Origin of the sequence: Kitasatospora sp. NPDC051170, from assembly GCF_044455705.1 — a bacterium.
In the GTDB taxonomy this organism is placed as follows: Bacteria; Actinomycetota; Actinomycetes; order Streptomycetales; family Streptomycetaceae; genus Kitasatospora.
This window is the reverse complement of the sequence record NZ_JBITFA010000004.1, coordinates 387553-410801: the sequence shown is the minus strand read 5'-3', so window position 1 is coordinate 410801 and position 23249 is coordinate 387553. Positions and strand designations below refer to the sequence as shown.

Genomic DNA, 23249 nt, shown 5'->3' with positions numbered 1-23249 from the left:
CTCGCCCACCCTGACCACGACGCCGGGAACGGACCCCCCGGTTCCGCGCGGCGGCCGTGCCCCGCTCCCCTACGCCTCCCGCACCGCGCGCCAGGCGGCCGGGAGGGCCTCGGCCACCGCCGTCGCCGTCACCGGGGCGCCCGGGGTGCCCGCGGCCTCGCGGCCGGCGAGGCCGTGGAGGTAGGCGGCCACCGAGGCGGAGTCCAGGGGCGGGAGGCCGGTGGCGAGGAGGGAGCCCGCGAGGCCCGCGAGGACGTCGCCGCTGCCGGCGGTGGCGAGCCAGGAGGTGCCGGTCGGATTCACCCGGACGGCGCCGCCCGGGTCGGCGATCACCGTGGTAGAGCCCTTCAGCAGCACCGTGGCCCGGTAGGCCGCCGCGAGGCGCCGGGCGGTGGCCAGCCGGGTGGCGGCCAGCTCGGCGGCGGCGGGCGGGGCGCCGCCCTCCGCGCCGGCGAGCAGCCGGGCGGCCTCGCCGGTGTGCGGGGTGAGCAGGGTGGGCGCGGTGCGGCCGGCCAGGGCGGCGGGGCCGAGGCGGCCCAGCTCCGTCAGCGCGTCCGCGTCGACCAGCACCGGGACGTCGCTCGCCAGCGCCTCGGCCAGCGACTGCCGGGCGCCCTCTCCCCCGCCCGGCCCGACCACCCACGCCTGCACCCGCCCGGCCCCGGCGGGCCCGCCCTCCGTCACCAGCGTCTCGGGGAAGCGCCGCACGACCTCCTCCGCCGCCGCGCCGACGTACCGTACGGCGCCCGCGCCCCCGCGCAGCGCCCCGGCGACGGCCAGCAGCGCCGCCCCCGGGTACGTCGCCGAGCCGGCCGCCACCCCGACCACGCCGCGCCGATACTTGTCGCTCTCCGCGCCTGGCTGCGGCAGCAGGGCCGCCACGTCCGCGTGCTGCAGGGCCGTCAGCTCCGGCCGCGGCAGCGTCAGCCCGATGTCCACCAGCTGCACGGCTCCCGCGTAGGAGGCCCCGGGGTCGATCAGGAGCCCGGGCTTGTACGTGCCGAAGCAGACCGTGACGTCCGCGCGCAGCACCGCCCCGGGCACCTCCCCGGTGTCCGCGTCCACCCCGCTGGGCAGGTCCACCGCCACCACCACCCCGCGCCGCCGCGCCTCGGCGTACGGGACGGCCTCGGGGCGCAGCCCGCCCCGCCCGCCGATGCCGACGATCCCGTCGAGGACGAGGTCCGCGCGCGAGAAGTCGGCCAGCCCGACTTCCCGCTCCAGCGTCACCCGCCCCCCGGCCGCCCTCAGCGCCGCCAGCCCGCCGTGATGCGCCTTCCCCGGCGCCAGCAGCACCGCCGTCACCCGCGCCCCGCGCCGGGCCAGCGCCGCCCCGGCGTACAGCGCGTCACCCCCGTTGTCCCCACTCCCGGCGAGCACCGTCACCCGAGCGCCGTACACCCGCCCCCGACGCCCCTTCAACAGCCGCACACACGTAGCGGCGAGCCCGGCCGCCGCCCGCTGCATCAGCGTGCCCTCCGGCAGCCGCGCCATCAGCTCCGCCTCGGCGGCCCGAACGGTTTCCACAGGGTGTGCATGACGCATGGAGAGAGCTCCTTCAGCAATCTGCCGCGACGCCGGGCCCCGGCGCACTTTCGGGTGACCTGATCATCGATCCCCCGTCCGCCCCGGACCACACGCCTACGTTGTCGCTCGTGGACTTCCTTCAGGTGTTCCTCGGGTTGCATGTGCCCCAGGGCTTCAAGAGCGAGTTCTTCCAGCTTTGGGAGGAGATCATCGTGACCTCGCCACCGGACGGTGCACACAGGGACGCCGTCGCCCGGTTCGCCCGTGCCGTGGCGCGCCGAGCGGACGGGGATCTGTACGTCGGCACGGGTGGGGGCCTGATCACCCCGACAGGCCGATTCGTCCCGGCCGCGACCGTGGCCCCGGTCGGCTGCTTCCGTGACCAGCAGGAGTGGTCACCGCCGACCGACATCCTGCTCGTTCTGGAGATCACGGCGGCCAATCCGCTCAAGGAACGCGACCAGAAGCGGCTCGGCTACGCCGCCGCAGGTATCCCCTGCTACCTGCTGGTCGATCGGGACAGGGAACGGATCACCCTGTTCACCGAGCCCGAGGACGGGGAGTACACCGTCCTCACCGAGACCGGGTTCGGTCAGTCGCTCGACCTGCCCGCCCCGTTCTCCTTCACGCTCGACACGGCGCCCCTGCGATAGCCGCAGGGGCGCCGTGGGACAGCGGGTGACTACTCGACGGTGACCGACTTCGCGAGGTTGCGGGGCTGGTCGACCTCGTGGCCCTTGGCGGTGGCCAGCTCGCAGGCGAAGACCTGGAGCGGGACGGTGGAGACCAGGGGCTGGAGGAGGGTCGGGGTGACCGGGATGCGGATCAGGTGGTCGGCGTAGGGGACGACGGCCTCGTCGCCCTCCTCGGCGATCACGATGGTGCGGGCGCCGCGGGCGCGGATCTCCTGGATGTTGGAGACGATCTTGTCGTGCAGGATCGACCGGCCGCGCGGGGAGGGGACGACCACCACGACCGGCAGCCCCTCCTCGATGAGGGCGATCGGGCCGTGCTTGAGCTCGCCCGCCGCGAAGCCCTCGGCGTGCATGTAGGCGAGCTCCTTGAGCTTGAGCGCGCCTTCCAGGGCCACCGGGAAGCCGACGTGGCGGCCGAGGAACAGGACCGAGCGCGCGTCGGCCAGGGAGCGGGCGAGCTCACGCACCGGCTCCATGGTCTCCAGCACCTGCTCGACCTGCTTCGGCGCGTCGCCGAGCTCGCGGATGACGGCGAAGATCTCGTCGCCCCACTTGGTGCCGCGCACCTGCCCCAGGTAGAGGGCGACCAGGTAGCAGGCGACCAGCTGGGTGAGGAACGCCTTGGTGGACGCGACCGCGACCTCCGGCCCGGCGTGGGTGTAGAGCACCGCGTCCGACTCGCGCGGGATGGTCGAGCCGTTGGTGTTGCAGATCGCCAGCACCTTGGCGCCCTGCTCGCGGGCGTGCCGCAGCGCCATCAGGGTGTCCATGGTCTCGCCGGACTGCGAGATGGCGATGACCAGCGTGCCCGGGCCCATGATCGGGTCGCGGTAGCGGAACTCCGAGGCGACCTCGACCTCGCAGGGGATGCGGGTCCAGTGCTCGATCGCGTACTTGGCGATCATGCCGGCGTGGAACGCCGTGCCGCAGGCGACGATGACGACCTTGTCGACGGAGCGCAGCTCGGCGTCCGAGATGCGCAGCTCGTCGAGGATGAGCCGCCCGTCGGTGCCGATGCGGCCGAGGAGGGTGTCGGCGACGGCCTTCGGCTGCTCGGCGATCTCCTTGAGCATGAAGTAGTCGTAGCCGCCCTTCTCGGCGGCGGAGGCGTCCCAGTCGACGTGGTACTCGCGCACCTCGGCCTCGGTGCCGTCGAAGTTCGTGACGGTCACGCCGTCGCGGCGCAGCTCGACGACCTGGTCCTGGCCCAGCTCGATGGCCTCGCGGGTGTGCGCGATGAACGCGGCCACGTCGGAGGCGAGGAAGTTCTCGCCCTCGCCGCGCCCGACGACCAGCGGCGAGTTGCGGCGGGCGCCGACGACGACGCCGGGGGCGTCCGCGTGGACGGCGACGAGGGTGAAGGCGCCGTCGAGCCGGCGGCAGACGATCCGCATGGCCTCGGCGAGGTCGCCTGCGTACGCCTCGCCGAGCAGGTGGGCGACGACCTCGGTGTCGGTCTCGGAGCGCAGGGTGTGGCCGCGCTCGGCGATCTCCGCGCGCAGCTGGGCGAAGTTCTCGATGATGCCGTTGTGCACCACGGCGACCTTGAGGTGGTCGTCGAGGTGGGGGTGGGCGTTGGCATCGGTCGGGCCGCCGTGGGTGGCCCAACGGGTGTGGCCGATGCCGGTGGTTCCGCCGGGAAGAGGGGTCTCGGCGAGGGACTTCTCCAGGTTCGCGAGCTTGCCGGCCCGCTTGTCGGTGACGAGACCCCACTGCCCGGTGGAGTCCTGCGTCTGTACCGCGACACCGGCCGAGTCGTAACCCCGGTACTCCAGTCGCTGCAAGCCTGCGATGACGACGTCGAGGGCGGACTGCGCGCCCACGTATCCAACAATTCCGCACATGCGTGCCAGCATAAGGGCGGTTTCGCGGCACTTTTCCCGGCACTCCGGAACGCTGGGTGACCGACACCACAGCCACCGTGAACGGCGCTACGGCTCACAATGGAGCATGTGCTGACCGAACTCTGTACGCGGGGCGCCACCACGCCCGGCCCGTCCCCGTCCCCCTACGTGGACCTCAGCCGGGCCGAGTGGAGCGCGCTGCGCGAGCGTACGCCGCTGCCGCTGACGGCCGAGGAGGTGGAACGGCTGCGTGGCCTCGGTACCGCCCTCGACCTCGACGAGGTCCGTGACGTCTACCTGCCGCTGTCCCGGCTGCTCAACCTGTACATCCACGCCACGCACGACCTGCGCGGGGCCCTGGGCACGTTCCTGGACACCCCGGACACCGAGCGCACCCGGACGCCCTTCATCATCGGCGTGGCCGGCTCCGTCGCGGTCGGCAAGTCCACCACCGCCCGCCTGCTCCAGGCCCTGCTGGCCCGCTGGCCGGAGCACCCCCGGGTGGAGCTGGTGACGACGGACGGGTTCCTGCTGCCCAACGCCGAGCTGCGCCGCCGCGGCCTGATGGCCCGCAAGGGCTTCCCGGAGTCGTACGACCGCCGGGCGCTGATGCGCTTCGTCGCGGACGTGAAGGCGGGCAAGGACCGCGTCACCGCGCCGGTGTACTCGCACCTGGTGTACGACATCGTGCCGGATCAGCGCCTCACCGTGGAGCGCCCGGACATCCTGATCGTCGAGGGCCTGAACGTGCTCCAGCCGGCCCTGCCCGGCACGGACGGGCGCACCCGCCTGGCGGTGGCCGACTACTTCGACTTCTCGATCTACGTGGACGCCCGCACCGACGACATCGAGCACTGGTACCTGGACCGGTTCCGCAAACTGCGTCAGACCGCCTTCCAGGACCCGAACTCCTACTTCCGCCGCTTCACCGAGGTGCCGGAGGAGGAGGCGATGGAGTACGGCCGCCAGGTCTGGCGCACCATCAACAAGCCCAACCTGCTGGAGAACGTGCTGCCCACCCGCGGCCGGGCCACCCTGATCCTGCAGAAGGGCCAGGACCACAAGGTCCGCCGGGCGCTGCTGCGCAAGCTCTGAACGGACGCCGAAGGGCCCCGCCGCGTGCGGGGCCCTTCGGCGTACGGACGGGCGATCAGCCCAGGTGCGTCCGGACGGCCTCGGCGAGCGTCTGCGCGACGGTCTCCGCCTGCGCGGCGTCGGCCGCCTCGACCATGACCCGCACCAGCGGCTCGGTGCCGGACGGGCGCAGCAGCACCCGGCCGGTGTCGCCCAGCTCGGCCTCGGCGGAGGCGACGGCGGCGGCCAGCTCGGTGCTGGACCTCACCCGGGACTTGTCGACGCCCTTGACGTTGATCAGCACCTGCGGCAGCCGGGTCATCACGGCGGCCAGGTCGGCCAGCGGCTGCTTGGTGGCGGCCAGGCGGGCGCCGAGCATCAGGCCGGTGAGGGTGCCGTCGCCGGTGGTGGCGTGGTCGAGCAGGATGACGTGGCCGGACTGCTCGCCGCCGAGCGCGAAGCCGTGCTCCTTCATCGACTCCAGCACGTACCGGTCGCCGACGGCCGTCTCGACCAGCTCGACGCCCTCGCGGCGCATCGCCAGCTTGAAGCCGAGGTTGGACATGACGGTGGCCACGGCGGTGTTGCGCCGCAGGGTGCCGGCCTCCTTCATGGCGACGGCGAGGATGGCGATGATCTGGTCGCCGTCCACCTCGTTGCCGTCGGCGTCGGCGGCCAGGCAGCGGTCGGCGTCGCCGTCGAGGGCGATGCCGAGGTCGGCCCGGTGCTCCTTCATGGCGACGCGCAGCCGGTCCAGGTGGGTGGAGCCGACGCCGTCGTTGATGTTGAGGCCGGTCGGCTCGGCACCCAGGGTGTGGACGACCTCGGCGCCGGCGCGGGCGAAGGCTTCGGGGGCGACGTAGGCGGCGGCGCCGTGGGCGCCGTCGATGACGACCTTGATGCCGTCGAGCCGGTTGGGCAGCACGCCGATCAGGTGGGCGACGTACTTGTCGAAGCCCTCGGTGTACTCGCGCACCCGGCCGACCGCGGCACCGGTCGGGCGGTTCCAGTCCTCACCGCCGGCGGTGTGCTTGTGGTAGTGCGCCTCGATCGCGTCCTCGATGCGGTCGTCCAGCTTGTGGCCGCCGCGGGCGAGGAACTTGATGCCGTTGTCCGGCATGGCGTTGTGGCTGGCGGAGAGCATCACGCCGAAGTCGGCGCCGAGCGCGCCGGTGAGGTACGCCACGGCCGGGGTGGGCAGCACGCCGACCCGCAGGACGTCGACGCCGGCGCTGGCCAGGCCGGCGATGACGGCGGCTTCCAGGAACTCCCCCGAGGCACGCGGATCACGGCCGACCACCGCGACCGGCCGGTGCCCGTCGAAGGCGCCGGCCTCGCCGAGCACGTGCGCGGCCGCGACCGACAGCCCGAGCGCCAGCTCGGCCGTCAGCCCCTCGTTGGCCACACCGCGAACGCCGTCCGTACCGAAGAGTCGTCCCACTGTCCCGTCCTCCATCACCATGCTCGGAACCCGATCGTTGACCCGGCCGCCGCACGTTAGCCGGGGAACACGTCGCCCCGGAGTACACGGGGTACTCCGGGGCGACGGTTTTCGCGCATCCAGGGGGTGTGCCGCCACCAGGGCGGTACGCACCCCCGGGGGTCGCGACTAGCGCTTGCTGTACTGCGGCGCCTTGCGGGCCTTCTTGAGACCGGCCTTCTTGCGCTCGACGGCGCGGGCGTCACGGGTCAGGAAGCCGGCCTTCTTGAGGGCGGCGCGGTTGTTGTCCACGTCGGCCTCGTTCAGGGCACGGGCCACGCCGAGGCGCAGCGCGTAGGCCTGGCCGGAGACGCCGCCACCGCTGATGCGGGCGACGACGTCGTAACGGCCGTCAAGCTCGAGGAGCTTGAAGGGCTCGTTCACGGTCTGCTGGTGCACCTTGTTGGGGAAGTAGCCCTCGAGGGTGCGGCCGTTGATCTTCCACACGCCGGTGCCGGGGACGATGCGCACGCGGGCGATCGCCTCCTTGCGACGGCCGAGGCCGGCGCCCGGGGTGGCCTCGCCGAAGCGACCGGCCAGCGACTCGGAGGTGTAGCTCTCCTCGGAGGTGTACTCGCCCTCGACGGCCTCAACGGCCTCGTCGAAGTCGACCTCAAGGGTTTCAGTGGTCTCGGCCACGATGTTCCTCAGCTCTTTTCAGTGTTGGGGGGCTTGGTGGCCGAATTACTGCGCGACCTGGGTGATCTCGAACGGCACCGGCTGCTGGGCAGCGTGCGGGTGCTGGTCGCCCGAGTAGACCTTCAGCTTGGAGAGCATCTGACGGCCCAGGCTGTTCTTGGGGATCATGCCCTTGATGGCCTTCTCGACGGCCTTCTCCGGGTTGTTCGCCAGCAGGTCGTCGTAGCGCACCGAGCGCAGACCGCCCGGGAAGCCCGAGTGGCGGTAGGCCAGCTTCTGGGTCTTCTTGTTACCGGACAGGTGCACCTTGTCGGCGTTGATGATGATGACGAAGTCACCAGTGTCAACGTGCGGCGCGTAGATCGCCTTGTGCTTGCCCCGGAGGAGGTTGGCGGCCTGGGAAGCCAGGCGGCCGAGCACGACGTCGGTCGCGTCGATGACGTGCCACTGACGCTGGACGTCGCCGGGCTTGGGGCTGTACGTACGCACGGTCGTAGCCTTCGCTTTTCAGTGAGTGAGTCCTGACAGGAGCACCGGGACGGCAGAGCAGCCTGGCCACCCTTGGACGCAATTCAAGGGGGGACCGCTGGTCGACGACCTGATGTCTCCGGCGTACCGACCTCTCACGTGAGATAGAGCGAGCCAATACGCACATCAAGCGTCCAGGTTACCGGGCGGGCCGGAGCCGGTCAAAAATCCCCGGACCGACCCCCCGTCGTCACTCAGCGTTCGCGCTCCACGCGGGTGACGTCCCAGACCGGATCGGTGGACTCGAACACCTTCCCGTCGGCCCCGAAGACCAGGAAACGGTCGAAGGTCCTGGCGAACCACCGGTCGTGGGTGACGCACAGGACGGTGCCCTCGAACGCCTCCAGACCGGCCTGCAGCGCCTCGGCGCTCTCCAGGTCCAGGTTGTCGGTCGGCTCGTCGAGCAACAGGGCCGTCACACCGTCGAGTTCGAGCTTGAGGATCATCAGCCGGGCCTGCTGCCCGCCGGACAGCGACTCGAACTTCTGCTCCTCCTGCCGGTCCAGCTCGTACCGGCGCAGCGCGCCCATCGCGGCGCCGCGGCTGAGCGCGTGCTCCTCCTCGATGATCGAGCGGACGGTGCGGCCGAACAGCTCCGGGTGGGCGTGGGTCTGCCGGAAGTGCCCGGGGACGACGCGGGCGCCGAGCTTCCAGGAGCCGCTGTGGGCGACCGTCTCGTCCCCGGCCAGCAGCCGCAGCAGGTGCGACTTGCCGGCGCCGTTGGCGCCCAGCACACCGACCCGCTCGCCGTAGAAGACCTCCAGGTCGAAGGGCTGCATCAGCCCGGTGAGCTCCAGCCGCTCCATGGTGAAGGCCCGCACGCCCGTACGGCCGCCCTTGAGGCGCATGGTGATGCTCTGCTCGCGCGGGGGCTCCTCCGGCCGCCCGGCCTCCTCGAACTTCTTGAGACGGGTCTGGGCGGCGGCGTAGCGGGTGGCCAGCGCGTGGCTGACGGACGCGGCCTGGCGCAGGGTGACGACCAGCTTCTTGAGCTTGGCGTGCTCCTCGTCCCAGCGCCGGCCCAGCTCCTCGAAGCGCGCGAAGCGGTCCTTGCGGGCGTCGTGGAAGGAGTCGAAGCCGCCGCCGTGCACCCAGACGCTGCTGCCGGCCGCGCCGGACTCCACCGAGATGATCTTGTCGGCGGTCCTGGAGAGCAGCTCGCGGTCGTGCGAGATGTACAGGACGGTCTTCGAGGTGGCCTTGATGGCCTCCTCCAGCCAGCGCTTGGCCGGGACGTCCAGGTAGTTGTCGGGCTCGTCGAGCAGCAGCACCTCCTCGGGGCCCCGCAGCAGGGACTCCAGGACCAGGCGCTTCTGCTCGCCGCCCGAGAGGGTGTTCAGGCCGCGCCACTGGGCCTTGTCGAAGGGCACGCCGAGGGCCGCCATGGTGCAGACGTCCCAGTCGGTCTCGTAGTCGTAGCCGCCGACGTCGGCCCAGTCGGAGAGCGCCTGGGCGTAGGCCATCTGCGTCTTCTCGTCGTCCTGGGCGATCATGGCCAGCTCGGCCGCGTCCACCGCGCGGGCGGCCACGGCGATGCGCTCGGGGGCGACGGAGACCAGCAGGTCGCGCACCGAGGCGTCGGCGGGCAGGGCGCCCGGGGTGTTCTGCTGGTCCTCGCGGCCGGTGGTGCCGACGAACTGGCGCATCACGCCGAGCCCGCCGCTGATCGTCACCGAGCCGCCGTGCGGCTGGATGTCGCCCGCGATCATGCGCAGCAGGGTGGTCTTCCCGGCCCCGTTGGCGCCGACCAGGGCGACCGCGGAGCCCTCGCCGACCCGGAAGGACGCGTCGTCGAACAGCACCCGCCCGTCCGGCAGGTAGTACTCAAGGTGCGAAATCTCGACGTGTCCCATACGGAGGATTGTCCCAAGCGGACGCGCCACACCAAAACCGATTAAGCGACGGGCTGCCCCGGCAGGGTGCGCATGCGGCGGGCCTGCCGGTTGCGCTCGGCGAGCTGGTCGTCCGGCGGGTAGCCGACCTCCTCCAGCGTCAGCCCGTACGGCCGGATCACGTTGACGGCGGAGTTGCGGACGCCGCCCGCCAGGACCTCGCCGGGGAACTCCACCGGCCGGTGGCCGTCGCCGACCAGCAGCATCGCGCCGACCAGCGCCCGGACCATGTTGTGGCAGAAGGCGTCGGCCCGGACGGTGGCGACCGCCAGCGAGCCCTCCTGGCTGGCGTAGGTGTCCACCGGGACGCGGTCCCAGCGCAGCTCCAGCAGGGTGCGGATCGTGGTGGCGCCCTCGCGCTTCTTGCAGTACGCGGCGAAGTCGTGCTCGCCGAGCAGCAGCTTCGCCGCGGCGTTCATCCGCTCCACGTCCAGGGGCCGGTCGTGCCAGAGCACGTGCCCGCGCAGCAGCGGGTCGACGCCGCCGGGGTGGTCGGCGACGCGGTAGGCGTAGCGGCGCCAGATCGCCGAGAAGCGGGCGTCGAAGCCCGCCGGAGCCTCCCCGACCCGGTAGATCCGCACGTCCCCGGGGAGCCGGCCGGCGAGGCGCCGCAGCAGCTTCTCCCGGTGGGCCTCCCACAGCTCGGCCGGCAGGTCGACGTGGGCCACCTGGCCGCGGGCGTGCACCCCGGCGTCGGTGCGGCCGGCGACGGTCAGCGGGAAGAACTCGGGGCTGCGGGTGACGATCTGCAGCGCGCTCTCGATCTCCTCCTGGACGGTGCGGCGGCCGCCCTTCTGCCGGGCCCAGCCGGAGAACTCGGCGCCCTGGTAGGCGAGATCGAGCCGCACCCGGACGTACCCGTCGGCCGGGCCGTCCTTCACCGGCGGCTGCTCGGCGCAATCGTTGACCACAATCCACTCCAGAAGGTCCGGACAGAAGGAACGGGCCCGCTCCCCCACGGATGGGAGAGCGGGCCCGTGCTGCACCTAGCGGTGTCAGGCCTGCTCGGTGGCCTCGACCTCGGCGGTCTCGGTGGCCTCGACCTTGGCGTCGGCCTCCTTGACGGCACGCTTGGTGGCGGCCTCGGCCTCGCCGACGGCGTTCTGCGCGACGGTGAGCGCCTCGACCAGCTCGATCACGGCCATCGGGGCGTTGTCGCCACGACGGGGGCCGATCTTGGTGATACGGGTGTAACCACCCGGGCGGTTCTCGTAGCGCGGCGCGATCTCGGTGAAGAGGGTGTGCAGGACCGACACGTCGGTGATGGTCTTACGCACCAGGCGACGGTTGTGCAGGTCGCCCTTCTTCGCCTTGGTGATCAGCTTCTCCGCCAGCGGGCGCATCCGACGGGCCTTGGCCTCGGTCGTGGTGATGCGGCCGTGCTGGAAGAGCTCCCGGCACAGACCGGCGAGCAGCAGCGGCTCGTGGTGCGGGCCGCCGCCGAGGCGGGCACCCTTGGTGGGACGCGGCATGGAATTACTCCTCGAATCTCCGACTGCGGCCGTACCAGGTACCGCAACGGGCGTACGGGCACTGTGCCCGCACGACTTTCACGACAGCGGGGCGGTTCCGGGGAACCGCCCCGCGGTCAAGTCTCTCAGTACTGCTCGGTCTCCGCGTAACCCGCGTCGTCCAGGTCGTCGGCGCCGAAGGCGTCGGCGGCGGCGGTCGGGTCGAATCCGGGCGGGCTGTCCTTGAGGGCCAGGCCCATGCCGGCCAGCTTCGCCTTGACCTCGTCGATCGACTTCGCACCGAAGTTGCGGATGTCGAGCAGGTCGGCCTCGGAGCGGGCGACGAGCTCACCCACGGTGTGGATGCCCTCGCGCTTGAGGCAGTTGTAGGAGCGGACCGTGAGCTCCAGCTCCTCGATCGGCAGCGCCAGGTCGGCGGCCAGGGCGGCGTCCGTCGGGGACGGGCCCATGTCGATGCCCTCGGCGTCGATGTTCAGCTCGCGGGCGAGACCGAACAGCTCCACCAGGGTCTTGCCGGCCGAGGCCATGGCGTCGCGGGGACGCATGGCGGGCTTGGTCTCGACGTCGACGATCAGCTTGTCGAAGTCGGTCCGCTGCTCGACGCGGGTGGCCTCGACCTTGTAGGTGACCTTCAGCACGGGGCTGTAGATCGAGTCGACCGGGATGCGGCCGATCTCCTGGCCGGAGGCCTTGTTCTGCACGGCGGAGACGTAGCCGCGACCGCGCTCGACGGTCAGCTCCATCTCCAGCTTGCCCTTGCCGTTCAGCGTGGCGAGGACCAGCTCGGGGTTGTGCACCTCGACACCCGCCGGCGGGGCGATGTCGGCGGCGGTGACGACACCCGGACCCTGCTTGCGCAGGTACATCACGACCGGCTCGTCGTGCTCCGAGGAGACGACCAGCTGCTTGATGTTGAGGATGAGGTCGGTCACGTCCTCCTTGACGCCCGGCACGGTGGTGAACTCGTGCAGGACGCCGTCGATGCGGATGCTGGTGACAGCGGCACCCGGGATCGACGACAGGAGCGTGCGGCGCAGGGAGTTGCCGAGGGTGTAGCCGAAGCCCGGCTCCAGCGGCTCGATCACGAACCGCGAGCGGAACTCGTCGACGACCTCTTCGGTCAGCGAGGGGCGCTGAGCGATAAGCATGGGGAAGAATCCTCCAGTTGTCTTCGGCACCCACTATTTGATGCCGACAGGACCAAGCGTACGGGGTCCCGCAAGAAACGAGACCCCGTACGAGGTTTAAAGCAAGACCCGCGTGCCCGAAGGCGCTGCGTCAGACGCGGCGGCGCTTCGGCGGACGGCAGCCGTTGTGCGGGGTGGGGGTGACGTCCTGGATCGAGCCGACCTCCAGGCCGGTGGCCTGGAGCGAACGGATCGCGGTCTCGCGGCCGGAGCCCGGACCCTTCACGAAGACGTCGACCTTGCGCATGCCGTGCTCCTGCGCGCGACGGGCAGCGGCCTCGGCGGCCATCTGCGCGGCGAACGGGGTGGACTTGCGCGAGCCCTTGAAGCCGACGTGGCCGGCGGAGGCCCAGGAGATCACGTTGCCCGCGGGGTCGGTGATCGAAACGATGGTGTTGTTGAACGTGCTCTTGATGTGCGCGTGACCGTGAGCGACGTTCTTCTTTTCCTTGCGGCGGATCTTCTTCGCGCCGGCAGCCTGACGACCCTTGGGGGGCATAAGTCTGTTCTCCTACTGAGGTGGTCGGTCCGCTGACCCGCGGGCCGGAGGGATGTCCGGTTACGGGACGGACTACTTCTTGCCCGGCTTCTTCTTACCGGCGATCGCGCGACGCGGGCCCTTGCGGGTACGCGCGTTGGTGTGGGTGCGCTGGCCGCGGACCGGCAGGCCGCGGCGGTGACGCAGACCCTCGTAGCAACCGATCTCGACCTTGCGGCGGATGTCGGAGGCGACCTCACGGCGGAGGTCACCCTCGACCGTGTAGTTGGCGTCGATGTACTGGCTCAGCTTGACGAGGTCTTCCTCGGAGATGTCGCGAACGCGGACATCCGGGCTGACACCGGTCTCGGCCAGGGTCTGCTGGGCGCGGGTACGGCCGATGCCGTACACGTAGGTGAGGGCGATCTCGATCCGCTTCTCACGGGGGAGATCAACGCCGGCGAGGCGTGCCATTCATGGCTCCTGTGGTTCTTTCAGAGGTCTGGCGTGCCACCTACTCCTTCATCTCTCGATGAGGGAGCCCCGGCCTCTGCGCCGGGGGCGGCAGTCCGTCCCGGGTGGGACGGATCGGATGGCCCGCTTATGACGTTTTCGCGTCGCGCGAAGTACTACGAGAAATGCTGGGGAGGATCAGCCCTGGCGCTGCTTGTGGCGCAGGTTGTCGCAGATCACCATGACCCGGCCGTGGCGGCGGATCACCTTGCACTTGTCGCAGATCTTCTTGACGCTCGGCTTGACCTTCATGTTCAGGTTCTCCGGGTCTAGATCTGGCGTTCTTACTTGTAGCGGTAGACGATCCGGCCGCGCGTGAGGTCGTAGGGGCTGAGCTCCACGACGACCCGGTCGTCCGGCAGGATGCGGATGTAGTGCATGCGCATCTTGCCGCTGATGTGCGCGAGGACCTTGTGACCGTTCTGCAGCTCGACCTTGAACATCGCGTTCGGAAGAGACTCGATCACGGTGCCCTCGATCTCAATGGCGCCTTGCTTCTTAGCCATGAACTGCGAGATCCACCTTCCGGGACCGGCTACCGTATGCGGCACGCTCGTGCGAACCTGGGTCCACCCCGCCCCCGAGGGGAAGAGGGCGTGCTGAAGCACGCTACGAGTGAGCCGACGGTTCATCCTACGCCAGTGCTTCGGGTGGACCAAAACCGGGGTCCCGGAAGGCGATCACCGTCACACCGCCGGTCAGACGCCCGCGGAGACCGCCAGGGGCTCCACGTGGGCCGTACAGGCCGAGCAGCGGCGGGCGGCCTCGGGGATCTCGGTGAGGCACTCCGGGCACGGGCGCTTGGGCGCGGCGGGCTTCTTGGGCATGTAGCGCGCGGTCGCCTTGGTGATCGGCAGCACGATGCAGAAGTACAGCACCGCCGCGGTCATGAAGAAGGCGATCAGGACGTTCAGGAACTGGCCGTAGGGGAACTTCACCCCGGCTATCTCGGCCTTGTAGGAGCTGAAGTCGCCGGCCGCGCCGACCACCACACCCACCAGCGGGGTGAGGAAGGCCGACACGAAGCCGGTCACCACCGCCGTGAACGCGGCACCGATGACCACACCGACGGCCATGTCGACGACGTTGCCGCGCATCATGAAGTCGCGGAATCCCTTGAGCACGTACTCTCTCCTGCTCGCTCGCTAACCCGAACTGCCTCTGCCAGCCGATAAAAATAGGACAAAAGCCCTGGAGGTCCAAACCTCCAGGGCTCTGATCCCTTGTCAGACGGGCCAGTTGGGGCCCCGAACGACTCCGCGACGGCTACGCCAGGGGGTCCGGAGCTGCGGTGATGCCCAGCTTGGCCAGTTCGGCCTTCCCGCCGTCGAAGGCGGTCAGGACCAGCGGGCCCTCCTCCGTCACGGCCACCGAGTGCTCCCAGTGCGAGGCCCAGGTGCCGTCGTTGGTGACGACCGTCCAGTCGTCCTCCAGCACGGCGGTGTGCGGGGTGCCGAGCGAGACCATCGGCTCGATCGCCAGCACGGTGCCGGGGACGAGCTTGGGGCCCTTGCCGCGGCCGCGCTCCACGTAGTTCAGCACGTGCGGCTCCATGTGCATCGCGGTGCCGATGCCGTGGCCGCCGTAGCCCTCCGTGATGCCCCACTTGCCCTTGGGCGGCAGCGGCTGGCGGCGGATGTAGCCCTCGATCGCCTTGGAGACATCGACCAGGCGGTTGTTCTTCTTCATCTGGGCGATGCCGGCCCACATCGAGCCCTCGGTCACCCGGCTCAGCATCTCGACCTCGGGGCGGACCTCGCCGACCGCGACGGTGATCGCCGCGTCGCCGTGCCAGCCGTCCAGGATCGCGCCGCAGTCGATCGAGATGACGTCGCCCTCCTGGAGCACCCGCTCCCCCGGGATGCCGTGGACGACCTCGTTGTTCACCGAGGCGCAGATCACGCCCGGGAACCAGAGCCCGCCGTGGTGCGCCCGGAAGTTCGAGGTCGCGCCGTGGTCCGTGATCACCTTGTCGGCGATGTCGTTGAGCTCCTGGGTGGTCACCCCCGGAGCGACGGCCTCCCGGCACGCCTTGAGGGCCTCGGCGACGACCAGCCCGGCCGCTCGCATCTTCGCGATCTGGTCGGGGGTCTTGATCTCCACCATCTGGTCACGCCTTCCACGTTCCGTTTTGCCACTGTCTACCACCGTACGACGCCGTACGGCCGCGCTGCCCCGGGAGCGGGGAGCGCGGCCGTACGGGTACGCCGGAAAACTCAGTTGTCCTGCTTCAGCGCCTCGATCGCACGCGAGGTGACCTCGTCCACCTTGCCGAGGGCCGGGATGGTCACCAGGAGGCCCTGCTCCTGGTAGTACCCGATGATCGGCTCGGTCTTGGAGTGGTACTCCTCCAGGCGGACGCGGACGGCCTCCTCGGTGTCGTCCGAGCGCTGGTACAGCTCGCCGCCGCAGTGGTCGCAGACGCCCTCGACCTTCGGCGGGTTGTATGCGACATGGAAGACGTGGCTGCCGTTGTTGCGGCACAGGCGCCGGCCGGCGATCCGCTTGACGACCTCGTCCTCGGGGACCTCCAGGTCCAGCACGCCGTCCAGCTGGATGCCCTGCTCGGCGAGGAACTCGTCCAGCGCCTTGGCCTGGCCCAGGTTGCGGGGGAAGCCGTCGAGCAGGAAGCCGCCGGCGGCGTCATCCTGGAGCATGCGGTCATTGGCCATCCCGATGGTGACCTCATCCGGCACCAGGCGACCCGCGTCCATGTAGCTCTTGGCCTCGAGCCCCAGCGGGGTGCCCTGACCGATGTTGGCGCGGAACAGGTCTCCGGTGGAGATGTGGGGAATGGACAGGGTCTTGGCGAGCAGGTGCGCCTGAGTACCCTTCCCGGCCCCGGGAGGACCAACGAGGACGATACGCATCAGCGGAGGAACCCTTCGTAATTGCGCTGCTGGAGCTGGCTCTCGATCTGCTTCACAGTTTCGAGTCCGACGCCGACGACGATGAGCACGCTGGTGCCGCCGAACGGGAAGTTGGTCTGCTGTCCGAAGGCGACCAGGGCGATCATCGGGATCAACGCGATCAGGCCCAGGTAGAGCGAACCCGGCCACGTGATGCGGGTGAGCACGTAGTTCAGGTACTCGGCCGTCGGGCGGCCGGCCCGGATACCCGGGATGAACCCACCATACTTCTTCATATTGTCGGCAACTTCTTCGGGGTTGAAGGAGATGGCGACGTAGAAGAAGGCGAAGAAGACGATCAGCAGGAAGTACGTGGCCATGTAGATCGGGTGGTCGCCCTTGACGAAGTGGCGGCTGACCCACACGGCCCACCCGGACTGGCTGTTGGTCAGCTGGACCACCAGGGCCGGGATGTACAGCAGCGACGAGGCGAAGATGACCGGGATGACACCGGCCTGGTTCACCTTGAGCGGGATGTACGTCGAGGTGCCGCCGAAGGCACGGCGCCCGATCATGCGCTTGGCGTACTGCACCGGGATCCGGCGCTGTGCCTGCTCGACGAAGATGACGAGCATCACAACGATCACACCGACCGCGATGACCGAGAGGAACTCGACCCAGCCGCCGCCGATGGTGCCCGACTGCTTGATGTTCCACAGCGAGGACGGGAACTGCGCGGCGATCGAGGTGAAGATCAGCAGCGACATGCCGTTGCCGATGCCGCGGTCGGTGATCAGCTCACCGAGCCACATGATCACCGAGGTGCCGGCGGTCATGGTGATGACCATGACGGCGATCCGGAAGACGCCGGTCTCCGGCACGATCTCGTTGGCCACCGGGCAGCCCGAGAACAGCGCGCCGCTGGAGGCCGTCGCGACGATGCCGGTCCCCTGGAGGATGGCGAGCGCGATGGTCAGGTAGCGGGTGTACTGGGTGATCTTCGCGGTGCCGGCCTGCCCCTCCTTCTTCAGCGCCTCGAGCCGCGGGATCACCACGGTGAGGAGCTGGAGGATGATGCTGGCCGTGATGTACGGCATGATTCCGAGCGCGAAGATCGTCAGCTGGAGCAGCGCGCCGCCGCTGAACAGGTTGACGAGCCCGAACAGGCCGTTCTTCTTGCTGTCACTCACACAGACGTTGACAGCCTCGAAGTTGACGCCCGGGATCGGGATGTGCGAGCCCAGCCGGAACAGCACCATGATGCCCAGCGTGAACAGCAGCTTCTTGCGCAGGTCGGGCGTCTGGAACGCCCGCGCGAACGCACTGAGCACGGTGCCTCCTGCGCCTCCCGCGCGTCGTCGGCGGGAGGGTCGGTCCTGAATGGGGAGTTTGCGGTTCGGAGCTCCCGTACAGACGGCACAGGCGAGCCTACGCGCAGACTACAAGGGAACTCCACGGACTCTAACAGTGCGCGGCCACTCCGAAGAAGCGTGCACCGGCACTCCCCCACTCACGGGGTACGGGATGCCCGGATTTGCCACACAAAAGAACGACGGCCCGAGCCACCGGGTTTCCGGTCGCCCGGTGAACGGGGCGCGAACGCCGAAGAGCCCCGCACCTCCCGAAGGAGGTGCGGGGCCCGAAGCCGGAAGTCAGCGGGCTCAGATGAGCTCGGTGACCGTACCGCCGGCGGCGGTGATCTTCTCGGTGGCCGAGCCGGAGACGGCGTCGACCGTCACCTGCAGGGCAACCGCGATGTCGCCGGTGCCGAGCACCTTGACGAGCGAGTTCTTGCGAACCGCGCCCTTGGCGACCAGGTCCTCGACGGTGACCTCTCCACCCTGCGGGTAGAGCTCGGCCAGCTTGTCGAGGTTGACGACCTGGAAGGTCACCTTGAAGGGGTTCTTGAAGCCCTTCAGCTTCGGCAGGCGCATGTGGAGGGGCATCTGGCCACCCTCGAAGCGCTGCGGAACCTGGTAGCGGGCCTTGGTGCCCTTGGTACCACGACCAGCGGTCTTACCCTTGGAGCCCTCACCACGACCGACACGGATCTTGTCGGTCTTGGCACCAGGGGCGGGACGCAGGTTGTGGATCTTGATCGGGTTCTCGCCCATGATCAGTCCACCTCCTCAACCGTCACCAGGTGACGGACCGTGTGGGCCATCCCGCGGATCTCGGGACGGTCCTCCTTCACCACGACGTCGTGCATGCGCTTGAGACCGAGCGAACGCAGGGTGTCACGGTGGTTCTGCTTGCTGCCGATGTACGACTTGGTCTGCGTGATCTTCAGGCGAGCCATCAGGCGCTCACCCCAGCAGCACGCGCCCGCAGCAGAGCGGCGGGAGCCACGTCCTCCAGCGGCAGGCCACGACGAGCGGCGATCTCCTCGGGGCGCACGAGGCCCTTCAGAGCAGCCACGGTGGCGTGCACGATGTTGATCGCGTTGTCCGAGCCGAGCGACTTCGACAGGATGTCGTGGATGCCGGCGCACTCCAGGACGGCGCGCACCGGACCACCGGCGATAACACCGGTACCGGGGGCGGCGGGCTTCAGGAGCACGACGCCGGCGGCCTTCTCACCCTGGATGGGGTGCGGGATGGTGCCCTGGATACGGGGGACCTTGAAGAAGTTCTTCTTGGCCTCCTCAACACCCTTGGCGATGGCGGCCGGAACCTCCTTCGCCTTCCCGTAACCGACACCCACGGTGCCGTCGCCATCGCCCACCACGACCAGCGCGGTGAAGGAGAAACGACGACCACCCTTGACAACCTTGGCGACACGGTTGATCGCGACGACGCGCTCGACGTAAGCGGTCTTCTCGACGGCGGGGGCGTTACCCCGGTCGTCACGCTTACGGTCACGCCGCTCGCCACCGGTGCCGCCGCCGGCGCCGCTACCGCGGCGCTGGGGTCCAGCCATTGGAATTACCTCTCTCGATTACGTCCGCCGACAGAGTCGACGAGCGGCTTAGAAGTCGAGCCCGGCCTCGCGGGCCGCGTCCGCCAGGGCGGCGATGCGGCCGGCGTACCGGTTGCCCGCGCGGTCGAAGACGACCGACTCGATGCCGGCGGCCTTGGCGCGCTCGGCGACCAGGCTCCCGACCTTCTTGGCCAGCTCGGTCTTGTCGCCCTCGGCGCCCTTGATGGACACGTCGAGGGTGGACGCCGACGCCAGGGTGTGACCCTTGGCGTCGTCGATGACCTGGGCGACCATGTGACGGTTCGAACGCGTCACGACGAGGCGCGGACGCACCTCGGTGCCGACGACGCGCTTGCGAACCCGGATCGCGCGGCGCTTGCGAGCGGCGCTCTTGTAGGCGTTGCCCTTGCCGATCTTGACAGAGACACTCATCGCTTACTTACCACTCTTTCCGACCTTGCGGCGGATGACCTCGCCCGCGTACTTGACGCCCTTGGCCTTGTACGGGTCGGGCTTGCGCAGCTTGCGGATCTTCGCAGCGACCTCGCCGACCTTCTGCTTGTCGATGCCGTCCACGTGGAACTTGGTGGCCGACTCGACGACGAAGGAGATGCCCTCGGGGGCCTCGACGAGGATCGGGTGGCTGTAGCCCAGCTGGAACTCCATGTCGGAGCCCTTCGCCAGAACTCGGTAGCCGACACCGCTGATCTCCAGCGACTTGCGGTAGCCCGCGGTCACGCCGGTGATCATGTTCGCCACCAGCGTGCGGGAAAGGCCGTGCAGGGCCTTCGACATACGCTCGTCGTTGGGGCGGGTGACGAGCAGGTTGCCGTCCTCGCCCTTACCGATCTCGATCGGCGCGGCGACAACGTGGGTGAGCGAGCCCTTCGGGCCCTTCACCGAGACCGCCTGGCCATCGATGGTGACGTCCACGCCAGCGGGGACCTGGATGGGCAGCCGTCCAATGCGCGACATTGCTGTACCTCCGTTTCCCGAATTACCAGACGTAGGCGAGAACTTCTCCGCCTACGCCCTTCTTGGCGGCCTGCTTGTCGGTCAGGAGGCCGGAGGACGTGGAGATGATCGCCACGCCCAGGCCGCCGAGAACCTTCGGCAGGTTGGTGGACTTTGCGTAAACGCGCAGACCCGGCTTGCTGATGCGCTTGATGCCGGCGATGGAGCGCTCACGGTTGGGGCCGAACTTGAGCTCGATGGTCAGCTTCTTGCCGACCTCGCCCTCAACGGGCTCCTCAACCTTGTAGGAGGAGATGTAACCCTCCTGCTGCAGGATCTGGGCGACGTGCGCCTTGATCTTGCTGGCCGGCATCGCCACGGAATCGTGGTACGCCGAGTTCGCGTTACGCAGACGCGTGAGCATGTCTGCGATGGGGTCGGTCATGGTCATGATGGCCTCAGGCCTCTCTCGCCGTGGTTTCTCCGCGCCAGGTCCCCCCGCCGCACTCCGAGGAGTGCGGCGGGGGCACAGACGCAGGGGACCTGCGGCGTCGTAAGACTGGGTGCGAGCCCTCTCTTGGAGGGCCACTGGCTTCCATGGGGAAGCCGTGGCAGGGGGCCCGACCCCACTACCTTACGGGAATCCGTACGGCAGCCCAAAAATGGGCCCTGTGGGATCGGGCACCTCTGCGTCGCTGGTGTGCCTAGAACCTGGGATTACCAGGAGCTCTTGGTCACGCCCGGCAGCTCGCCGCGGTGCGCCATCTCACGGAGGCACACACGGCACAGGCCGAACTTGCGGTACACCGAGTGCGGACGACCGCAGCGCTGGCACCGGGTGTAGGCCCGGACGCCGAACTTCGGCTTCCGCTCGGCCTTCGCGATGAGGGACTTCTTCGCCATTGGCTCACGCCTCCTTGAACGGGAAGCCCAGAGCGCGCAGGAGCGCCCGGCCCTCGTCGTCGGTCTGAGCGGTGGTCACGACGGTGATGTCCATACCGCGCTGACGGTCGACCTTGTCCTGGTCGATCTCGTGGAACATAACCTGCTCGGTCAGACCGAAGGTGTAGTTGCCACGGCCGTCGAACTGCTTCGGGGAGAGGCCACGGAAGTCACGGATACGCGGCAGAGCCAGCGACACCAGACGGTCCAGGAACTCCCACATGCGGTCACCACGGAGGGTGACGTGGGTGCCGATCGGCTGGCCCTCGCGCAGCTTGAACTGCGCGATGGACTTACGAGCCTTGGTCACGGCCGGCTTCTGACCGGTGATCGCGGTCAGGTCGCGGATCGCGCCCTCGATCAGCTTGCTGTCACGGGCGGCCTCGCCGACACCCATGTTGACGACGACCTTGACCAGGCCGGGCGTCAGCATGACGTTCTCGTACGAGAACTGCTCCTGCAGCTGACCCTTGATCTCGGAGTTGTAACGCTCCTTGAGACGGGGGGTCACCTTCTCAACAGACGTCTCAGACATCAGATGTCCTCACCGGTTCGCTTGGCAACGCGGATCTTGTTGCCCTCGTCGTCGAAGCGGTAACCAACGCGGGTGACGACCTTCTTGCCGTCCTTCTCCACGACCAGCTGGACGTTGGAGACGTGCACGGGAGCCTCGACGGTGACAATGCCACCCTGGGTGCCCGGGCCCGGCTTGGTGTGCTTCTTGACCCGGTTGACACCCTCGACCAGGACCTTGTTCTCAGCCGGCATGGCCTGGATGACCTTGCCCTGCTTGCCCTTGTCCTTGCCGGTGATGACCTGGACCAGGTCACCCTTCTTGATCTTCATGCTGTTCGCCATGGGTTAGAGCACCTCCGGCGCCAGCGAGATGATCTTCATGAACTTCTTGTCGCGCAGCTCGCGGCCCACCGGGCCGAAGATGCGGGTACCGCGGGGGTCGCCATCGGTGTTCTTGAGGACGACGGCGGCGTTCTCGTCGAACCGGATGTACGAACCGTCGGGACGACGGCGCGACTTCACGGTACGGACGACGACGCACTTGACGACGTCACCCTTCTTCACCGAACCGCCGGGGATCGCGTCCTTGACGGTGGCGACGATGACGTCCCCGATACCGGCGTAGCGGCGACCGGAGCCACCGAGAACGCGGATGCAAAGGATTTCCTTCGCGCCCGTGTTGTCGGCGACGCGCAGTCGCGACTCCTGCTGGATCACAGCTTTCTCCTGATCGTCAACGAGAGCTGACGGGCCGGCCGCTGCTCACACCGGCGCTCGCAAGGAGCCCGATGCACATACGGCCGTACCGCATCAACTTCGTTACTTGGCCTTCTCGAGGATCTCGACGACGCGCCAGCGCTTCGTCGCGGACAGCGGCCGGGTCTCCATGAGGAGGACACGGTCGCCGACACCGCACGCGTTCTGCTCGTCGTGCGCCTTCAGCTTGTTGGTACGGCGGATGACCTTGCCGTACAGCGCGTGCTTGACGCGGTCCTCGACGGCGACGACGACGGTCTTGTCCATCTTGTCGCTGACGACGAGACCCTCACGGGTCTTGCGGAAACCGCGCGTCTCGTTGGTGTTCTCAGTCATCAGGCGTTCTCCACCGTCTCGATGCCCAGCTCGCGCTCGCGCATCAGGGTGTAGATCCGCGCGATGTCCTTACGGACCAGCTTGAGCCGGCCGTGGTTGTCGAGCTGCCCGGTCGCCGCCTGGAAGCGGAGGTTGAACAGCTCCTCCTTGGCTTCGCGAAGCTTGGCAACGAGGGCCTCGTTGTCCAGCTGACGAAGCTCAGCAGCCTTGGTAGCGGCCGACATCAGCTTTCACCGTCCTCGCGCCGGACGATCCGGCACTTCATCGGAAGCTTGTGCGCGGCTCGCGTGAGCGCCTCGCGCGCAGTCTTCTCGTTCGGGTACGACAGCTCGAACATGACCCGACCCGGGTGCACGTTCGCGATCCACCACTCCGGCGAACCCTTACCGGAACCCATGCGGGTCTCGGCCGGCTTCTTGGTAAGCGGGCGGTCCGGGTAGATGTTGATCCAGACCTTGCCACCACGACGGATGTGACGGGTGATCGCGATACGAGCGGACTCGATCTGTCGGTTCGTCACGTAGGCCGGGGTCACGGCCTGGATGCCGTACTGGCCGAACGCCAGCTCGGTGCCACCCTTCGAAGCGCCGCGGCGCTTCGGGTGGTGCTGCTTGCGGTGCTTGACCCTGCGGGGGATCAGCATGGGGG

At 69.1% G+C, this 23249-nt stretch carries 32 protein-coding genes; 2 read left to right on the top strand and 30 right to left on the bottom strand.

The window, feature by feature from the left end; genetic code table 11:
• Positions 1–69: 69 nt before the first annotated feature.
• Positions 70–1545, bottom strand: a complete 1476-nt coding sequence (locus ACIBCA_RS12105; protein ID WP_396282746.1) for an NAD(P)H-hydrate dehydratase — start codon at positions 1543–1545, stop codon at positions 70–72.
• Here ACIBCA_RS12105 and ACIBCA_RS12100 point away from each other — a divergent pair.
• The gene (locus tag ACIBCA_RS12100; protein ID WP_396282745.1) at positions 1533–2180 is read left to right on the top strand and encodes a Uma2 family endonuclease; all 648 of its coding nucleotides are present in this window, start codon (positions 1533–1535) and stop codon (positions 2178–2180) included. The two genes, ACIBCA_RS12105 and ACIBCA_RS12100, sit on opposite strands and share 13 nt — an antisense overlap.
• A gap of 29 nt (positions 2181–2209) precedes the next feature.
• On the opposite strand, the gene glmS is transcribed toward ACIBCA_RS12100, so the two are convergent.
• Positions 2210–4066, bottom strand: coding sequence for a glutamine--fructose-6-phosphate transaminase (isomerizing) (glmS, locus tag ACIBCA_RS12095; RefSeq protein ID WP_396282744.1), 1857 nt, complete (start codon positions 4064–4066; stop codon positions 2210–2212).
• Between the two features lie 99 nt (positions 4067–4165).
• On the opposite strand from glmS, the gene coaA reads away from it, so the two are divergent.
• On the top strand, positions 4166–5161 hold the full coding sequence (gene coaA, locus ACIBCA_RS12090; RefSeq protein WP_396282743.1) for a type I pantothenate kinase: 996 nt from the start codon (positions 4166–4168) through the stop codon (positions 5159–5161).
• Positions 5162–5216: 55 nt separating this feature from the next.
• Here the strand turns inward: coaA and glmM are convergent, their stop codons facing one another.
• From glmM to rplP, 28 genes are all read right to left on the bottom strand, one after another.
• On the bottom strand, positions 5217–6581 hold the full coding sequence (gene glmM, locus ACIBCA_RS12085; RefSeq protein ID WP_396282742.1) for a phosphoglucosamine mutase: 1365 nt from the start codon (positions 6579–6581) through the stop codon (positions 5217–5219).
• A gap of 168 nt (positions 6582–6749) precedes the next feature.
• Positions 6750–7259, bottom strand: coding sequence for a 30S ribosomal protein S9 (rpsI, locus tag ACIBCA_RS12080; protein WP_396282741.1), 510 nt, complete (start codon positions 7257–7259; stop codon positions 6750–6752).
• Between the two features lie 45 nt (positions 7260–7304).
• A complete protein-coding gene (rplM, locus tag ACIBCA_RS12075; RefSeq protein ID WP_030055846.1) occupies positions 7305–7748 on the bottom strand; it encodes a 50S ribosomal protein L13 in 444 nt (147 codons plus the stop codon).
• Between the two features lie 233 nt (positions 7749–7981).
• Positions 7982–9640, bottom strand: a complete 1659-nt coding sequence (locus ACIBCA_RS12070; protein ID WP_396282740.1) for an ABC-F family ATP-binding cassette domain-containing protein — start codon at positions 9638–9640, stop codon at positions 7982–7984.
• A gap of 41 nt (positions 9641–9681) precedes the next feature.
• Positions 9682–10590, bottom strand: coding sequence for a tRNA pseudouridine(38-40) synthase TruA (gene truA, locus ACIBCA_RS12065; RefSeq protein WP_396282739.1), 909 nt, complete (start codon positions 10588–10590; stop codon positions 9682–9684).
• Positions 10591–10674: 84 nt separating this feature from the next.
• A complete protein-coding gene (rplQ, locus tag ACIBCA_RS12060; RefSeq protein ID WP_396282738.1) occupies positions 10675–11151 on the bottom strand; it encodes a 50S ribosomal protein L17 in 477 nt (158 codons plus the stop codon).
• Positions 11152–11276: 125 nt separating this feature from the next.
• On the bottom strand, positions 11277–12299 hold the full coding sequence (locus ACIBCA_RS12055; protein ID WP_030055844.1) for a DNA-directed RNA polymerase subunit alpha: 1023 nt from the start codon (positions 12297–12299) through the stop codon (positions 11277–11279).
• A gap of 130 nt (positions 12300–12429) precedes the next feature.
• Entirely contained in the window at positions 12430–12837 is a 408-nt protein-coding gene (gene rpsK / locus ACIBCA_RS12050) for a 30S ribosomal protein S11 (protein ID WP_030232513.1), read from the bottom strand.
• A 72-nt stretch (positions 12838–12909) separates the two neighbouring features.
• Positions 12910–13290: a 30S ribosomal protein S13 gene (gene rpsM, locus ACIBCA_RS12045; RefSeq protein ID WP_396282737.1), complete on the bottom strand. Its 381-nt coding sequence runs from the start codon at positions 13288–13290 to the stop codon at positions 12910–12912.
• Between the two features lie 177 nt (positions 13291–13467).
• On the bottom strand, positions 13468–13581 hold the full coding sequence (rpmJ, locus tag ACIBCA_RS12040; protein WP_003956441.1) for a 50S ribosomal protein L36: 114 nt from the start codon (positions 13579–13581) through the stop codon (positions 13468–13470).
• 32 nt (positions 13582–13613) lie between these two features.
• Positions 13614–13835, bottom strand: coding sequence for a translation initiation factor IF-1 (gene infA, locus ACIBCA_RS12035; RefSeq protein WP_003956442.1), 222 nt, complete (start codon positions 13833–13835; stop codon positions 13614–13616).
• Positions 13836–14027: 192 nt separating this feature from the next.
• Positions 14028–14453 carry a large conductance mechanosensitive channel protein MscL gene (mscL, locus tag ACIBCA_RS12030; RefSeq protein ID WP_396282736.1) on the bottom strand — a complete coding sequence of 142 codons (426 nt, stop codon included), beginning with the start codon at positions 14451–14453 and terminating at the stop codon, positions 14028–14030.
• 142 nt (positions 14454–14595) lie between these two features.
• Positions 14596–15435 (bottom strand): type I methionyl aminopeptidase, encoded by an 840-nt coding sequence (gene map / locus ACIBCA_RS12025; protein ID WP_396282735.1) that lies wholly within the window; start codon positions 15433–15435, stop codon positions 14596–14598.
• Between the two features lie 110 nt (positions 15436–15545).
• Entirely contained in the window at positions 15546–16199 is a 654-nt protein-coding gene (locus ACIBCA_RS12020) for an adenylate kinase (protein ID WP_396282734.1), read from the bottom strand.
• A complete protein-coding gene (gene secY / locus ACIBCA_RS12015; protein WP_396282733.1) occupies positions 16199–17509 on the bottom strand; it encodes a preprotein translocase subunit SecY in 1311 nt (436 codons plus the stop codon). The genes ACIBCA_RS12020 and secY overlap by 1 nt, the downstream gene beginning before the upstream one ends.
• A gap of 330 nt (positions 17510–17839) precedes the next feature.
• On the bottom strand, positions 17840–18292 hold the full coding sequence (rplO, locus tag ACIBCA_RS12010; protein ID WP_396282732.1) for a 50S ribosomal protein L15: 453 nt from the start codon (positions 18290–18292) through the stop codon (positions 17840–17842).
• A gap of 2 nt (positions 18293–18294) precedes the next feature.
• Entirely contained in the window at positions 18295–18477 is a 183-nt protein-coding gene (gene rpmD / locus ACIBCA_RS12005) for a 50S ribosomal protein L30 (RefSeq protein ID WP_030055835.1), read from the bottom strand.
• Positions 18477–19097: a 30S ribosomal protein S5 gene (gene rpsE, locus ACIBCA_RS12000; RefSeq protein ID WP_030393306.1), complete on the bottom strand. Its 621-nt coding sequence runs from the start codon at positions 19095–19097 to the stop codon at positions 18477–18479. Before rpsE ends, rpmD begins: the two co-directional genes overlap by 1 nt.
• Before the next feature lie 48 nt (positions 19098–19145).
• Positions 19146–19529, bottom strand: a complete 384-nt coding sequence (rplR, locus tag ACIBCA_RS11995; protein WP_030280785.1) for a 50S ribosomal protein L18 — start codon at positions 19527–19529, stop codon at positions 19146–19148.
• A gap of 3 nt (positions 19530–19532) precedes the next feature.
• The gene (gene rplF, locus ACIBCA_RS11990; RefSeq protein WP_380649287.1) at positions 19533–20072 is read right to left on the bottom strand and encodes a 50S ribosomal protein L6; all 540 of its coding nucleotides are present in this window, start codon (positions 20070–20072) and stop codon (positions 19533–19535) included.
• Positions 20073–20094: 22 nt separating this feature from the next.
• Positions 20095–20502 (bottom strand): 30S ribosomal protein S8, encoded by a 408-nt coding sequence (gene rpsH / locus ACIBCA_RS11985; protein ID WP_031063036.1) that lies wholly within the window; start codon positions 20500–20502, stop codon positions 20095–20097.
• Between the two features lie 266 nt (positions 20503–20768).
• Positions 20769–20954 carry a type Z 30S ribosomal protein S14 gene (locus ACIBCA_RS11980; RefSeq protein ID WP_030393303.1) on the bottom strand — a complete coding sequence of 62 codons (186 nt, stop codon included), beginning with the start codon at positions 20952–20954 and terminating at the stop codon, positions 20769–20771.
• Positions 20955–20958: 4 nt separating this feature from the next.
• Positions 20959–21528 carry a 50S ribosomal protein L5 gene (rplE, locus tag ACIBCA_RS11975; RefSeq protein WP_030300393.1) on the bottom strand — a complete coding sequence of 190 codons (570 nt, stop codon included), beginning with the start codon at positions 21526–21528 and terminating at the stop codon, positions 20959–20961.
• Complete coding sequence (gene rplX, locus ACIBCA_RS11970; protein WP_030232484.1) at positions 21528–21839, bottom strand: 50S ribosomal protein L24; 312 nt, start codon at positions 21837–21839, stop codon at positions 21528–21530. Before rplX ends, rplE begins: the two co-directional genes overlap by 1 nt.
• Positions 21840–21854: 15 nt before the next feature.
• Positions 21855–22226, bottom strand: a complete 372-nt coding sequence (gene rplN, locus ACIBCA_RS11965; protein WP_030393301.1) for a 50S ribosomal protein L14 — start codon at positions 22224–22226, stop codon at positions 21855–21857.
• Positions 22227–22328: 102 nt separating this feature from the next.
• Positions 22329–22601 carry a 30S ribosomal protein S17 gene (gene rpsQ, locus ACIBCA_RS11960; protein WP_014136278.1) on the bottom strand — a complete coding sequence of 91 codons (273 nt, stop codon included), beginning with the start codon at positions 22599–22601 and terminating at the stop codon, positions 22329–22331.
• Positions 22601–22825 carry a 50S ribosomal protein L29 gene (gene rpmC / locus ACIBCA_RS11955; protein WP_031063040.1) on the bottom strand — a complete coding sequence of 75 codons (225 nt, stop codon included), beginning with the start codon at positions 22823–22825 and terminating at the stop codon, positions 22601–22603. Before rpmC ends, rpsQ begins: the two co-directional genes overlap by 1 nt.
• Positions 22825–23244, bottom strand: coding sequence for a 50S ribosomal protein L16 (gene rplP / locus ACIBCA_RS11950; RefSeq protein WP_045693044.1), 420 nt, complete (start codon positions 23242–23244; stop codon positions 22825–22827). The genes rpmC and rplP overlap by 1 nt, the downstream gene beginning before the upstream one ends.
• Positions 23245–23249: the final 5 nt, after the last annotated feature.